Annotated in this window: 12 protein-coding genes; 4 read left to right on the top strand and 8 right to left on the bottom strand. The window is 38.8% G+C overall.

Translation table 11 applies throughout. From position 1 onward, the window contains the following. The 8 genes from O970_RS06585 to O970_RS06550 form a co-directional block, all read right to left on the bottom strand. The coding region (locus tag O970_RS06585; protein WP_024496331.1) for a pyridoxal-phosphate dependent enzyme at positions 1-596 on the bottom strand (596 nt) is incomplete at its 3' end. A gap of 14 nt (positions 597-610) precedes the next feature. Next, positions 611-2,014, bottom strand: a complete 1,404-nt coding sequence (gene trpCF, locus O970_RS06580; RefSeq protein ID WP_024496330.1) for a bifunctional indole-3-glycerol-phosphate synthase TrpC/phosphoribosylanthranilate isomerase TrpF — start codon at positions 2,012-2,014, stop codon at positions 611-613. Between the two features lie 4 nt (positions 2,015-2,018). Further along, positions 2,019-3,671 carry a bifunctional anthranilate synthase glutamate amidotransferase component TrpG/anthranilate phosphoribosyltransferase TrpD gene (gene trpD, locus O970_RS06575; RefSeq protein ID WP_024496329.1) on the bottom strand — a complete coding sequence of 551 codons (1,653 nt, stop codon included), beginning with the start codon at positions 3,669-3,671 and terminating at the stop codon, positions 2,019-2,021. Then, positions 3,671-5,230 (bottom strand): anthranilate synthase component 1, encoded by a 1,560-nt coding sequence (locus O970_RS06570; RefSeq protein ID WP_024496328.1) that lies wholly within the window; start codon positions 5,228-5,230, stop codon positions 3,671-3,673. The genes trpD and O970_RS06570 overlap by 1 nt, the downstream gene beginning before the upstream one ends. 471 nt (positions 5,231-5,701) lie before the next feature. Beyond that, positions 5,702-6,175 (bottom strand): YjiG family protein, encoded by a 474-nt coding sequence (locus O970_RS06565; RefSeq protein ID WP_024496327.1) that lies wholly within the window; start codon positions 6,173-6,175, stop codon positions 5,702-5,704. After that, positions 6,168-6,836, bottom strand: a complete 669-nt coding sequence (locus tag O970_RS06560; RefSeq protein ID WP_036562889.1) for a nucleoside recognition domain-containing protein — start codon at positions 6,834-6,836, stop codon at positions 6,168-6,170. The genes O970_RS06565 and O970_RS06560 overlap by 8 nt, the downstream gene beginning before the upstream one ends. Before the next feature lie 440 nt (positions 6,837-7,276). Further along, complete coding sequence (locus O970_RS06555) at positions 7,277-8,077, bottom strand: glycosyltransferase family 2 protein (RefSeq protein WP_024496325.1); 801 nt, start codon at positions 8,075-8,077, stop codon at positions 7,277-7,279. Continuing rightward, positions 8,077-8,838 (bottom strand): glycosyltransferase family 2 protein, encoded by a 762-nt coding sequence (locus O970_RS06550; RefSeq protein WP_024496324.1) that lies wholly within the window; start codon positions 8,836-8,838, stop codon positions 8,077-8,079. The genes O970_RS06555 and O970_RS06550 overlap by 1 nt, the downstream gene beginning before the upstream one ends. 86 nt (positions 8,839-8,924) lie before the next feature. Between O970_RS06550 and coaD the strand changes: the two genes are divergently transcribed. The 4 genes from coaD to gpmM all read left to right on the top strand — a co-directional run bounded on the left by coaD (position 8,925) and on the right by gpmM (position 14,922). Further along, complete coding sequence (gene coaD, locus O970_RS06545) at positions 8,925-9,425, top strand: pantetheine-phosphate adenylyltransferase (RefSeq protein ID WP_024496323.1); 501 nt, start codon at positions 8,925-8,927, stop codon at positions 9,423-9,425. A 9-nt stretch (positions 9,426-9,434) separates the two neighbouring features. Beyond that, a complete protein-coding gene (gene rlmD / locus O970_RS06540) occupies positions 9,435-10,766 on the top strand; it encodes a 23S rRNA (uracil(1939)-C(5))-methyltransferase RlmD (protein ID WP_024496322.1) in 1,332 nt (443 codons plus the stop codon). Positions 10,767-10,792: 26 nt separating this feature from the next. After that, on the top strand, positions 10,793-13,042 hold the full coding sequence (gene relA, locus O970_RS06535) for a GTP diphosphokinase (protein WP_024496321.1): 2,250 nt from the start codon (positions 10,793-10,795) through the stop codon (positions 13,040-13,042). Positions 13,043-13,383: 341 nt separating this feature from the next. Then, positions 13,384-14,922 (top strand): 2,3-bisphosphoglycerate-independent phosphoglycerate mutase, encoded by a 1,539-nt coding sequence (gene gpmM, locus O970_RS06530; protein WP_024496320.1) that lies wholly within the window; start codon positions 13,384-13,386, stop codon positions 14,920-14,922. The last annotated feature ends 22 nt before the right edge of the window (positions 14,923-14,944 follow it).

Genomic DNA, 14,944 nt, shown 5'->3' with positions numbered 1-14,944 from the left:
ATAGTTGGAAAAGGATGGGGGCCCGCTGCAGTACCCAGTAAATAGTGGGCCGTTTGATAACTACCAGACCAATCACGTAGCGCTTCGTTACAGGCATCTTTTAATGTGGCTGAGCCAGTGGTGACGGGAATAACCGTCGCGCCCATTAATCGCATGCGAAATACATTAGGTGCTTGGCGTTCGACATCTTTTTGTCCCATATAAATGCGGCATTTTAAGCCTAGTAATGCACACGCTAAGGCGGTAGCCACACCATGTTGCCCCGCGCCCGTTTCTGCAATAATTTCGGTTTTTCCCATCCGTTTGGCAAGCAGCGCTTGCCCTAATACTTGATTGGTTTTGTGCGCGCCGCCATGGACTAAATCTTCTCGTTTTAAATAGAGCTTGGTTTGTGTGCCTTGGGTTAAATTTTTGCATAAAGTTAAAGGCGTTGGTCTGCCAGCATAATTTTTTAATAACGTATAAAATTGTTGTTGAAACTGTTCATCGGCTTGGGCATCTAAAAAGGCTTGCTCAAGTTCATCGAGTACTGGTATTAAGATTTGTGGTACATATTGACCACCAAATTCACCAAAATAGGGATTAAGTTGTGACATCATTTCTTCCTTTATTATTGACGGTAGGGATAAGCACGTAAAGCCGTAAATACGTGTTGGATTTTTTGTGTGTCTTTAATGCCTGGGGCTATTTCTACCCCTGAGTTGACATCAAGTCCAAGGCAGCCTGTTTGAATGGCTTTTATCGTGTTTTCTGGACAAATGCCACCAGCCAGTAATACATGGCTTAACTCTTTTTGGTGTAGTAAACGCCAGTCAAAACATTGTCCACTGCCGCCTGTCCCCTGATCAAAAATGTAACGTGTGACCAGTGGATTGTTGTATTCGGGAATCGCGGATTCGATACTTAACGCACGCCAAATTTGACAGCTTGCTGGTAGTTGTTGGCGTAATGATTGAATATAGTGGGCATCTTCTTGTCCATGTAATTGCACCGCATAGAGAGATAATGATTGTGCACGTGCAACAATTGTGGCAATACGTTCATCTTTAAATACGCCAATCCAATTAAGCGGCGTATGCATAACCATTTTTTGTGCCTGTTGCTCACTAATGTAACGTGGCGATGTCGGGACAAAAATTAAACCACCATAAACCGCCCCCATCTTATATGCTACGGCGGCATCTTCTGGACGCGTTAAACCACAAATTTTATTTTCCCCATAAATAATGCGATGGACAGCTAAGGTTAAATTGGTTTCAGACATTAAGGCACTACCGATTAAAAAACCATGCGCGTATTGACTTAATGTTAAAACTTGTTGATGTGTATAAATGCCAGACTCACTGATAATAGTGATCCCTTTTGGAATGGTTGGCGCCCATCGTTTGACGCGTTCCAAGTCAACCGAAAGATCATGTAAATTACGGTTATTTATCCCTATTACTTTTGCATTAAGCTGGATCGCTCGCTGCACTTCTTGTTCTGAGCTGGCTTCTGTTAAAATGCCCATATTAAGCTGATGGGCAATATGACTTAAGTGGCGATACTGCTCATCCGTTAATATTGATAGCATAAGTAAAATAGCATCAGCTTGATAATAGCGAGCTAAATAAATTTGGTATTCATCGATAATAAAATCTTTACATAATACCGGTTGAGTGACTTGTTGCCTAACTTGCGGTAGGTATTCAAAGCGTCCTTGAAAATATTTCTCATCGGTTAATACCGAAATGACCGCCGCATGATCTTTATATATGCTGGCAATCATGGTGGGATCAAAGTCTTGGCGGATCAATCCTTTAGAGGGAGAGGCTTTTTTGCATTCCAGTATAAAGACAGTCTGTGGTTGTTTTAATGCTTGATAAAAGTGGCGATCACTGGCGGTAACGGCCGTTTTTAAGCTATTTAGTGATTGATGTTGTTTCGCGTTGATTAACCAACGTTGTTTATCGGCAACAATGTTGGTTAATACTGTTGGCTTAGATGTCGGGTTAGGTGAACAATGGTTAGTCATATTATTATCCTCTAGTCGCAAGGTCTTGTAGGCGTTGATAAGCGTGGCCGCTGCGTATCATCCTTAATGCCTTCTGTGTATTTTGACGAAGATCGGACTGACCAAATAGTCGCATAACCATCGCAACATTAATAGCAATCGCCGCTTCATGCGCTGGTGTGCCTTTCCCCTGTAAAACCGCGGTTAAGAGCTGTTTATTTTGTTCTGGTGTGCCACCTTCAATATCGGTTAAGGCATAAGTCGCTAGGCCAAAATCAGCTGGGCAAACTTCATAATAATGGATCTGATGATCAATAACTTCGGCAACGTGGGTGACGCCATGGATCGCCACTTCATCCATGCCACTTCCATGTACCACTAGTCCGTGTTTATAGCCTAATGTAACCAAGGTTTCAGCAATAGGTTGAATTAACGAACGACTATAGACGCCCAGTAAAATTCGTTGTGGTCGTGCTGGGTTAATTAATGGACCTAAGAGATTAAAGATGGTACGCGTTTTTAACTGCTGTCTGATTGGTGCGGCATAGTGAAAGCCTGAGTGATATTGCGGTGCAAATAGAAAACAGATACCTAATTCATCAAGCGCTTGACGTGAAGTGGCAGCTGGCATGGTTAATTTAAGCCCCAGCGCCGAAAGGACATCTGATGAGCCAGATTTACTGGACACACCTCGGTTGCCATGTTTAGCTATTGGATAGCCAAGGGCTGCGGTGACAAAGGCGCTGGCCGTTGAAATATTGATACTATTGGTGCCATCACCCCCAGTCCCCACAATATCCGCAAAAGGGTAATCGGGTCGAGGAAAATAGTCTGCTTGGGCTAATAATGCGTTGACTGCGCCTGCAATTTCGGTGGGCTTTTCTCCTCGTAATTTCATACTAATGATGGCGGTTGCCATTAAAGTTGGCTCAATGTTGCCAGTCGTAATCAATTCAAATAGATATTGGCTTTCTGATTGAGTAAGTGCTTCACCACCATAAAGTTTAGTTTGTATCGATGAAAGCGAATAAGCGGTATGAGCGTTAAACGCGGTTGATGGGGGCTCGACGGGCGCGGTTTCGATTGGTTTGGTAAGCGGTTGGCTTAATGCCCATGCAATCGTTTGTTCTAATAGTTTCGCGCCGTTTAGTGTTAAGATCGATTCAGGATGGAATTGAAAACCACAAACACGATCATTATCATGACGTACCGCCATCACAATTTGTTTAAAACTAGCGTTGATAGTTAATTCAGATGGAATATTTTCGCCTTTTAATGAGTGGTAGCGGGCAACAGGTAGAGGATTAGGTAAATTAGCAAACATATATTGATTATCGTGTTCAATCAGCGATGCTTTTCCATGTAAAATATCGCCAACAGGAGCAATATTTCCCCCATAGGCCTCGATGATAGCTTGGTGTCCTAAGCAAACGCCAATAATAGGGAGTTTGCCTTTTAAACGTTGTAATAGCTCTGGCATACATCCTGCTTGACTTGGCGTGCCTGGCCCCGGGGAAAGAAATAAAATCGGATGGGTTAATTGTGATAGCTTTTCAATAATTACCTCTGCGGCAAGCGTATTGCGGTAAATCACCACCTGATGTCCATGCGATCGTAGTTGATCAACTAAATTGTAAGTAAAAGAGTCAATATTATCTAAAAATAGAATGTTAGCCATTATTGTACTCCTGATAAATGATGGGCTTTAGCAATAGCGTTTAGTACTGCTTTGGCTTTTTGATAGGTTTCATCACTCTCTGATTGGGGGTTGGAATCTAACACAATGCCAGCACCAGCTTGGACGGTAGCCATGCCTTGTTGGACGTAGGCGGAACGGATCACAATGCAGGTGTCAAGATCGCCATTACCGGTAAAATAACCAATCGCGCCGCCATAACTTTCTCGCCTTACCTTTTCAGCTTCAGCAATTAGTTTCATTGCCTGTACTTTTGGCGCACCCGTTAATGTGCCCATGTTCATTGTTGCTTGATAGGCATATAAGGCATCTAAATCTGAACGCAGTTGCCCAACAACCCGTGAAACTAAATGCATCACATAGGCATAGCGATCGACTTGCAATAGGTCTTTAACATAACGTGTACCGGCAGTACAAATTCGGGCTAAATCATTGCGGGCTAAATCGACAAGCATCAAATGTTCGGCTAACTCTTTGTGATCGGTGCGCATATCGAGTTCCAGCCGGCTATCAAGATCCTGATCAATTGCTTGGAATTGGTTACGTCCACGCGGACGCGTACCCGCAATAGGATAGATTTCAACTTGATTCGTTGCTTGGCTGTATTTTAAGGCGCTCTCTGGGGAGGCGCCAAATAAAATAAAGTGCTTATCCTGCATATAAAACATATAAGGGCTTGGATTATGGGTTTTAAGCATTTGGTAAGCGGCTAAAGGTTTGGGACAAGGAAGTTGGAAACGGCGAGATGGAACAACTTGAAAAATATCGCCTTGAGCAATTGCATCCTGCATTTTTTTTACAATCGTATTGAAGTTCTCGTCATCAATATTGCATGTTAAGTGAAGTGAAGGTAAGGCTTTAGTTTCAATCTCTGGCGGGCTGTTTTTCAGGGTTTCCGTAAGTTGATTTATTCTTGAGGAAAGTCGGTGTAACTCTTTATCGTTGGGGGCAAATAGCGAGGCTTTTAATGTTGATTGCTGATTTTTATGGTTAATTTCTAGTAATACCTCAGCAACGTAAAAGCAATAATCATAGCTATGTTCAGTTGTTGGTAATGGCGGTAAATGTTCAAACCCTGCGACTAAATCATAACCAAATAAGCCACCGATAAATAGCGCATCGTGGTCTGCTTGGGCGGGGATATCAACGCAATGCAATAGTGAACGTAATGCATCAAATATCGAAAGTGATTTTAAGCGGGCATCTTCATCTTTGATTAAATCAATATCAGGATAAGTTAGGATTAATTGATCGTTATCTCGTTGATAGGTGATTGGTGACTCAAGGGATTGTTGTACTTGTTGTAGTAACGCTAGTCCATTTTCGGTTAATGCTTCAATGGTTACTGTACGGTGCAAAGCGGTAATTCTTAGCGCGCTATCAATGATCAGTATGCTTTTAATTCCTTGCTTATTATCGATCTCAGCTGTTTCTAATAATAAGGTTGCTGGTTTTTGTTGGCATAATTGATTGAAGACTCGCGTTGGATCATTACAATACTGCGTCATCTGTTTTAACTGAGATAGAACGGGCTTATTCATTGACGGCTCCCACCATGTTTGATTCTGAGTAAACACTAATGAACTAACTAAAATAGATTTTTTGTTGTTGTTATGTTGCCATTACTAACTATTCTTACTTTTTCTTATCACTATGAATAGACTCATCCCTGTCTATTTTTTATCTGTACTATTAAACTAGTTTAAGAATACAAGGTCAAGTTTTTTATATAACAATAGACTTATTTTTAATAAGGCTATGATGAGATTTATTAGATTAAGTGTTTTACGATATAAGGAGCAAGGCGGAAAGGAGAGAGCGGGGAACGGGTTTTAACCCGTTTAAATTTATATTTCAATCATTTTATTAATAGGGCTATTTATTTTTTAATTGCACATTAACTAGGGTTATTTATCATGTGGTTTAACATCTATCGCAACGTCATGATAAGCCGCGATGATTTATAAAATACCTAGCCGGCAAGCATAATTTAATGGATTATGGTAAATAATTTATATAATTATTTTCATAATCGACATCGATATAAAGGCATTTAAAATGCTGGTTATCATTAATATTGGCCAGTACCGCCTAGGGACGTTAGCAATACGTAATAAGCGCCCGATATATTGCAATTGTGATCCCATCAGAAAAATAGCAGGTAACAATATTGTCGTATCAAGTGACGTTAATTGCTCTTGAGCGATTAAACTAAGGATTAGACCGACACTGGCTGAGGCGGAAAACCAAGCGGTAAGTAATACCGTGCTGGCAACATCGGGTAGACCAAATAGCGACATAAGCGGGGAGAACAGTTGCTCCAAAAAATGAATAATACCGAGCAAATTAAGAATCTGTGCAATAACATAAGCCATCAATATGTTAGGTATTAAATGATTTGCTGCAATATAAAATCCTTTACGTGCGCCAACAATAAAAATATCAAAAGGATTACTACTAGATGGTTTATTGATTTTATTATTCATCAATAAAATCCTTTTTATACCATGTGCTTAACATTATACGAACAAATGTTGCGCCAACAAATTTTAAACAGAACATAATAATGAGAGGGGTAATGATTGGCACTGATAACGCGGAAAACACAACTGAACCAACAGCAAAATAGTTATTAATTAAGCCCGCACCAGAATATTGCCAAGCTCCCATGATGATTAAATTTTTTTTAGTAATCAGTTTGGATTCATAGAGTTCTTTGGTTAATTTGGTACCGACATCAGTACTTTGTAAATTAGTAATTAACGCTAGGCCACTTAATCCTGGCAGACCTAATAGGGGTCTCAGTAAAGGTGTAAATAAATGGTGTGCGGCACGAATAGCGCCATAATAAGTAAATACTTCTAATAGACCCGTAGCTAACATCACGGTTGGTACAAGGGTCAGAGAAAATAAGAATCCCGCTTTAGCACTAATCCCATTTTCACCGATAAATGTATTTTGTTCTGGATTAAGCATCTTACCAAATGAACCGCATAAGGTTGTAAAATCAAATGCCCCTAACCATTCCATTCCCTCCACATTAAAAAATAGTCCTGAAAAAATAAGGATAGATGTAATCAGTGCAATATATGCTTTAAAACCAATGGTTATCGGAACATTTTGATCATTCTTATTTTTAGTTGACATCAAAAAACTATCTCCTATTTTATATTAACTTAATCACCTAAATGGATATGAAAATATAGACAAAATCAGTAGTTATTAAACCATCACGTCGCGAGACGTATGGACTATTTATTTCATGCCAAATCATTTAACTCAGTAAGTTGGCCCGCATTATTAAGATTAAGTTAAGAAAAATCATTATTTTTTTATTTTTATAGATACACTATAGAAATAATTTCTATAGCGAATTTTATAAATCAAAGTGTTAATTTAAAAGATTAGTCTTACAGTACGTGCGAATTGTGCTATAAACTAACACGAAAGTACATATTATTTATTAGATTTTTTTTACTTGTTTTTATGTTGTATAGATAGCAGGTGGGATAGGTTAACAATAGGTCTACTGTTTGGCATAAAAGTAGACCTATTAATTTGTATATTATTATTGCGGTATTATTTGATTATAAATGGTTAGCTAGTCCTTGTTGACAATAAGTCGTTCGATTTTTGACTGCTTCTTCTAGTAAATCATCGTTTTTATCTAGGTTTTTCCGAGAATTTTCATGGTGGTAAAGATGATAAGCAATACCTCCCAAGCGTAAATCTTTACGTCTAATGCCATTATTTAACATGCGTAATACAAATTCGCTATCTTCTCGTCCCCAGCCGACAAAAGCTTCATTAAAACCATTGACGGTAATCAAATCTGTTTTCCACATTGCCATATTACAACCACGTACTGAACGATAAGTTTGTTGCGAAAATAAGCTAGAAATCATGGGTGATAATAGCGGACAGTGGAGGCAATTTATTTTATTTTTTACGTCTGGTGAGAAAAAAGAAAAGTGGATATTGTTATTGATTAACGCATGTTGGCTTATTTTTTCGGTCAAAATCACTCGACGCCCTTGAATAAACTGTTGTGGTTTAGCAATGCGTTTATGGTCTTGTATAAAATGCCGTTCAAGTACCATATCGCCATCAATCATGACGATATAATCGCCTTTAGCCATGGCAATGGCTTGGTTTCTAGAGCGTGCTAAACGGAATCCAGCATCTTCTTGCCAACTATGGATCAAGGGAACAGGAAAATCGCGTTGATATTGGGCAATGAGATCGCGTGTAGGGGCCGCCGAACCATCATCAGCAATAATTACTTCATCGGGTAGGACGGTTTGCTGTTTAATCGATAAAAGCACTAAATTCAACGCTTCTGGCCAGTTGTAAGTGGTGACAATTAGTGTTAATGATGAGGGTTGCATTATTTCTCCTCTTGTAAAAGCTGTTTAAGTTTTGCATATTTCAAAAAGGTTGAAAAAGCGGCGACTAAACAAATAACAAAACCATAATAGCCGTCGAGCAAACCTAAACGTAAAAAATAATCGCGTAAAAAACCAAATATTGGACTTAAAAATAATTTAATCAAGGTCGGTTTTTTGCCTCGATCAGCGTATTCTTGAGCAACTAAAGTCGTATATTTATTGGCGACCGCGATATGTTCGGCAATCGTATAATAGGTGTAATGGAGTAAATCGCCTTGGATTGGCTTAGCGTTAACGCCGCCAGCTAGTTTAATCGTTTCATGGATACGAGGCGTGGTCCAACTGGCCATACCTTTGCGCCATAATCTGATTTTTTTATCAGGATACCAACCACAATGACGAATCCATTGCCCACAATAATTGGTTAAACGATTAAACTGGTAAGCATCTGCCATCGGTTGATTTTTAATGGCGATTAGTGTTGACCTGAGTTGTTCGGAAAGCGCTTCATCTGCATCTAATGAGAGAATAAATTCATACTTTGCCTTTTCAGCAGCGATATTCTTTTGTTTCCCATAACCTTGCCAAGGTTGAACGATAAATTGTGCCCCATACTGCATAGCAATATGTTGAGTATCATCGGTTGAACCACTATCCACTACAATGATCTCATCAGCCACACCTTGTAGTGAGGACAAACAACGCCCAATATTTTTTTCTTCATTAAGAGTAATAATTACCGCAGAGATCTTATTTACCATGGTTGTTTCTGTTCCTAAAACTAACAATTATGCCGAAAATTCGGTATGATATAACTTTAAATCGTACATCATACACAGGTTTGGTTATGAAAAAAATAATCACTGCTATTTTTCCTGGTACTTTTGACCCTATCACTAATGGACATATCGATCTGATTACACGTGCGGCAAATTTGGTTGATCATTTAATCATTGCGGTTGCGGCAAGCCCAAGTAAGAAAACCTTGTTTACCCTAGACGAGCGCGTAACGATGGTAAGCCAAAGTATTGTTCATTTACCGAAGGTAACGGTATTGGGATTTTCGCAGTTAATGGCGGATTTTGCTCGTGAGCAACATGCCTCGGTATTAATTCGTGGAGTACGAAACAGTCAAGATTTTGAATATGAAAAACAGTTAGCTGAAATCAATGTTCAGCTAAAACCGGATCTTGAAACGTTATTTTTAATCGCTTCAGCAAAATATCATTTTTTATCATCGACGTTGGTGAGAGAAATAGCCATGCATCATGGAGATGTATCAAGCTTTGTACCCTCTGAAATCAATGTTGCATTAATAAAAAAATTTGCTGATCGTCAAATATATTAAGAAAATGATATGGCCAATTTTTACACTCCAATTCGTAAACCCATCACGAACCAAGTAAAACAAGTTGAGATTATGGCACTTGATGCATTTGGTCAAGGTATTGCTAAAGAGCGAGGAAAAACTATTTTTGTTAAGCAAGCATTACCTGGTGAGAAAGTTGATATTCGTATTACTGAGGACAAAAAGCATTATGCCAAAGCGGAAGTTGTTAGACGTAAGAATGATAGCCCGCAACGAGTCCAACCTGCTTGCCAGCATTTTGGGATATGTGGAGGATGCCAGTTACAACACGCTTCAACCGCAATTCAACAGCAGAGTAAACAGCAAGCACTACAGTACTTATTAGAACGAGAAACAGGCATAAATTTAAATCACTTAAGCGTGGACGTAATTGCAGCTAATAACTATGCTTATCGTCGCCGTGCGCGTTTAGCTTTATTGGTGATTAACGATCGATTAGTGATGGGGTTTCGCAAACAGACGAGCAATGATATTGTTAATATCGACATGTGCCCGATCTTAACGCCGAACTTAGCAAAGTTAGTTCAGCCTTTACGTGATAGATTGAATTCACTAACCAATAAAAAAGCGTTAGGTCATATAGAGATATTAGACGTAGAGAGCGGAATCATTGTGGTTTTGCGTCATATAAAGCCATTATCTGAGCAAGATAAACAACAATTAACCTCTTTTGCTGAGCAATATCAACTCAGTTTTTATCTACATGGTGAGACATTAGTACAGCTAACACAAAATGGTGATCCATATTATTATATCGATGATTTACAACTGACGTTCAGCCCTTTAGATTTTATCCAAGTAAATCGGGAAATAAATCAAAAAATGGTGGCTAAAGCGCTAGATTGGTTAGCATTAACTGATGAAGATTATGTGTTAGATCTGTTTTGTGGAATGGGCAATTTTTCATTACCGATGGCGAAATATGCTAAGCAAGTGGTCGGAATTGAGGGGGTTAACGCCTTAGTTGAAAAAGCAACGGCGAATGTTGCCGTCAATCAACGGCTAAATAACCAAAAAACACTTAATGCGCACTTTTATCAGCACGATTTGGATCATTTAGATAAAACCGCAACATGGTTAAATACTACGCCATTTAATAAAATATTGCTTGACCCCGCACGTTCTGGTGCATTAAATATGGTTAAGCAGATGGTCTCTATGGCGTGTTCGACCATTATTTATATATCATGTAATCCAGCAACATTAGTAAGAGATAGTAAAATTTTACTTGAGGCTGGCTATAGGATAGATCAATTAGCGATACTTGATATGTTTCCTCAAACGAAACATCTTGAATCAATGATAAGGTTCGTAAAATAAACAATCAGGATTAACGGAATAAAATTATGGTATCAGTAAGAGGCGCTCATCAACATCTTGATGAACATTATGCCCTTGAACAGTTTGATTTCGATAAGTGGGCTAAACAAGAATTACAGTTATCTAATAAGGCAACATTTGATAAATTTAAATCAATATGGGATTTTTGCTTTGAAAATAGCGCGGGTTCAGATAAACAGTTGATCTGTTTTCATAATGCTATCGAGATGATTGAAATTTTATCGATGCTTAATTTAGACGTCGACAGTTTTTGTGCCGCCTTATTATTTCCTTTTCTTGAAGCGAAAGTGATCCGCTACGATGATTTAGAAGATGATATTGATAAGAATATCATTCAACTCGCTTTTGGTGTGATAAGTATGAAAAATATTGGTCAACTTAAAGCAGGGGGTAACAGTAATCAAACGCCAGAACAGATTGATAATATACGTCGTATGTTATTAGCAATGGTAAAAGATTTTCGTAGCGTGATTATTAAATTAGCTGAACGAATTATGTTTTTACGTGATATGCTTGGCGCCTCCGAAGAGGAGCGTGTACTGGCTGCCAAAGAGTGTTTTAACATTTATGCGCCGTTGGCTAATCGGTTGGGTATCGGGCAACTAAAATGGGAACTAGAGGACTTCTGTTTCCGCTATATGCACCCCAATGATTACCGTCTCATTGCAAGTAAATTACAAGAAAGACGAATTGATCGCGAACATTATATTGATAATTTTGTAAAAAATTTACAGGCAATGATGAATGTGGATCATATACAAGTCGAAGTGTATGGTCGTCCCAAACATATTTATAGCATTTGGCGTAAGATGCAAAATAAATTGCTCTCTTTTGATCAGCTTTATGATATTCGTGCGGTTCGAGTTATCGCTGAGCGGATTGAAGATTGTTACGCTGCCTTAGGGGTCATTCATGCTAACTTTGAGCATATCGCTAAAGAATTCGATGATTATGTTGCTAATCCTAAACCAAATGGTTATCAATCCATTCATACGGTGATTATAGGTCCTGAGAATAAAACCATCGAAATTCAAATCCGTACAAAGCAGATGCATAACGATGCAGAGCTGGGGATCGCTGCGCATTGGAAATATAAAGAAGGCAGTACGGATAAAATGACCGCTTATGATCAGCGTATTATTTGGTTGCGTAAATTGCTTGCATGGCGCGAGGAGATGTCAGACAGCGGTACCATTCCAGATGAAGTGCGTAGTCAAGTCTTTGATGATAGAGTGTATGTTTTTACACCAAAAGGCGATGTGGTGGATTTACCTGCCGGATCAACTCCGCTTGATTTTGCTTACCATATTCATAGTGATATTGGTCATCGTTGCATTGGTGCCAAAATCTCAGGGCGCATTGTGCCTTTTACTTATCAGTTAAAAATGGGTGAACAAGTCGAGATTATTACCCAAAAACAACCTAATCCAAGTCGTGATTGGCTTAATCCTAATTTAGGTTTTGTAAATAGTAGCCGCGCTAGAGCCAAAATTCAGGCTTGGTTTAAAAAACAAGATCGTGATAAAAATATTTTATCTGGACGGCAAATCTTAGAAAGTGAGTTGTCCCAGATCGATACCACCTTTAAAGAAGTAGAAAAATTACTGATCAAACGCTATAACGCCCATTCGTTTGAAGAAGTGTTAGCCAGTATTGGTAGTGGCGATATTCGCATTAATCAGTTAATCAATTTTGTTAATACCAAATTAAACAAACCAACGGCAGAAGAGGAAGATGAAGCGGTATTAAAGCAAATTACGCAAAAATCCGAACAGATTCAATTATTGCGCAATAATAAGGCCAATGGGCAAATTATTATCGAAGGTCTAGGTAATTTAATGTATAGCCTTGCTCGTTGCTGTTTACCTATCCCTGGCGATAATATCGCTGGATTTATTACCTTAGGACGTGGAATCTCAGTACATCGAGCCGATTGTGAACAGTTTATTGAATTAAAAAATCATGCACCTGAACGTATTGTCGATGCCAAATGGGGAGATAATCAGCAAGAGAGTTATCAATTTGTTATGCAGATTATCGCCAATGATCGCAATGGTTTATTACGTGATATTACCACTATTTTGGCGCATGAAAAGGTGAATGTATCGAGTGTTTCGAGTCGTAGCGATGCTAAGCAACAAATTGCCACCATCGATATGATATTAGTGGTTTATGATCAGACAGCATTAAATCGTGTATTAAATAAGATTAAACAATTACCTGATATCATCGAAGCGAAACGGTTTGGTGGCTAGTACCTCAATCGCAAGCGAAGAGATAAAAGATATCATTTAAACCATCATCATTTATTCATTTGTGAGTTAAAATGGATAAATGATGATCATGTTTTATATAGTTAAAACCACGATTCAAATTAATATCTATTTTAAGGCACTAAACAGTATAAATAGCGGACATCGATAATTTATCTTGAATTGACGGTTAACCCTTGACTTTTAGCCATAAAAGCAATACCCAAAATATTCAAATGGTTATAGATAGCATCTGATATTTCCTATACCTCTAATCGGTTTCTTATAGTAGAATACAATACAATAAAATTAAAAAATGAACTGGTATAAAAAGGTGGAAACAAATGAGCAATAAACCGATAGTTCTCGTTATTCTTGATGGATATGGGTATCGTGAAGAGCAAAAAGATAATGCCATTGCCGCAGCACAAAAACCTGTAATGGATAGTCTGCTTAAAAATTACCCAAATACCTTAATTTCAGCCTCAGGTATGGATGTTGGTTTACCTGATGGTCAGATGGGGAATTCGGAAGTTGGACATACCAATATTGGTGCAGGGCGGATTGTTTATCAAGATCTCACCCGCGTTACAAAAGATATTCTTAGTGGTGACTTCTTTACTAATGCAGTTTTAACAGGTGCTGTCGATAAGGCGGTTAACCATGGTAAAGCGGTTCATATTATGGGATTAGTATCACCGGGAGGTGTACATAGCCATGATGATCATATCCTTGCGATGGTTGAATTAGCGGCACAACGCGGCGCTGAAAAGATTTATTTACATGCTTTTCTTGACGGGCGCGATACGCCGCCACGCAGTGCACAAATGCCACTACAACGTTTACATAACAAATTTGCTGAATTAGGAAAAGGACGTATTGCCTCGATTATTGGTCGTTACTATGCGATGGATCGTGATAATAGATGGGAACGTGTTGAGCAAGCTTATCAATTGATTGTTGATGCTAAGGGTGAATTTAAAGCTAACACTGCTCTCGACGGTTTACAAGCCGCGTATGCACGTGATGAAAACGATGAATTTGTTAAACCAACGATTATTCAGTCAGAGGATGATGTCAGTTCAAGAATGGAAGATGGGGATGTATTAGTCTTTATGAATTTCCGTGCTGACCGTGCAAGACAGATTACACGTGCTTTTGTCGATAGTCATTTTGATGGCTTCAAACGTGAACGCGTGATTAATTTTGCTGAATTCGTGATGTTAACCGAATATGCGGATAATATTAAGGCGTCTGTCGCTTATCCACCAGCCTCGTTAGCCAATACGTTAGGCGAATGGTTAGCCAAACATAATAAAACGCAATTACGTATTTCTGAAACGGAAAAATACGCACATGTTACGTTCTTCTTTAATGGTGGTGTAGAAGAGCCATTTAATCATGAACACCGTGTTTTAGTTAATTCGCCTAAAGTCGCTACTTATGATCTACAGCCAGAAATGAGCTCTCAAGAATTAACGGATAAATTAGTGAATGCGATTACTCATGGACAATATGATGTCATTATTTGTAATTATCCTAATGGTGATATGGTCGGACATACGGGAATATTTGAGGCAGCGGTAAAAGCCGTTGAGGCTTTGGATGTCTGTATAGGGCGTGTGGTTGATGCCGTAAAACAGGTTGATGGACAGTTATTAATTACTGCTGATCATGGCAATGCGGAAAAAATGCGTGATGATGAAACAGGGCAAGCACATACGGCGCATACCAATTTACCTGTACCATTAATTTATGTGGGTAAACCTGCGGTAGCAATAGAAGGGGGTAAATTATCTGATCTTGCACCAACCTTATTAACCTTGATTAATATGGACATACCGCAAGAAATGACCGGTAAACCATTGTTTAAATTAAAATAATAGGAAATATCGCTCTAATGGA

This window comes from Candidatus Schmidhempelia bombi str. Bimp, from assembly GCF_000471645.3.
Classification (GTDB): Bacteria; Pseudomonadota; Gammaproteobacteria; order Enterobacterales; family Orbaceae; genus Utexia; species Utexia bombi.
The sequence above is the reverse complement of the archived record's forward strand: the minus strand, read 5'-3'. Positions and strand labels throughout refer to the sequence as shown.

Bases quoted from the DNA above. Each gene is read 5' to 3' on its own strand.
- trpCF (WP_024496330.1), bottom strand. From the start codon at position 2,014: ATGACTAACCATTGTTCACCTAACCCGACATCTAAGCCAACAGTATTA.
- trpD (WP_024496329.1), bottom strand. From the start codon at position 3,671: ATGGCTAACATTCTATTTTTAGATAATATTGACTCTTTTACTTACAAT.
- O970_RS06570 (WP_024496328.1), bottom strand. From the start codon at position 5,230: ATGAATAAGCCCGTTCTATCTCAGTTAAAACAGATGACGCAGTATTGT.
- O970_RS06565 (WP_024496327.1), bottom strand. From the start codon at position 6,175: ATGAATAATAAAATCAATAAACCATCTAGTAGTAATCCTTTTGATATT.
- O970_RS06560 (WP_036562889.1), bottom strand. From the start codon at position 6,836: ATGTCAACTAAAAATAAGAATGATCAAAATGTTCCGATAACCATTGGT.
- O970_RS06555 (WP_024496325.1), bottom strand. From the start codon at position 8,077: ATGCAACCCTCATCATTAACACTAATTGTCACCACTTACAACTGGCCA.
- O970_RS06550 (WP_024496324.1), bottom strand. From the start codon at position 8,838: ATGGTAAATAAGATCTCTGCGGTAATTATTACTCTTAATGAAGAAAAA.
- coaD (WP_024496323.1), top strand. From the start codon at position 8,925: ATGAAAAAAATAATCACTGCTATTTTTCCTGGTACTTTTGACCCTATC.
- rlmD (WP_024496322.1), top strand. From the start codon at position 9,435: ATGGCCAATTTTTACACTCCAATTCGTAAACCCATCACGAACCAAGTA.
- relA (WP_024496321.1), top strand. From the start codon at position 10,793: ATGGTATCAGTAAGAGGCGCTCATCAACATCTTGATGAACATTATGCC.
- gpmM (WP_024496320.1), top strand. From the start codon at position 13,384: ATGAGCAATAAACCGATAGTTCTCGTTATTCTTGATGGATATGGGTAT.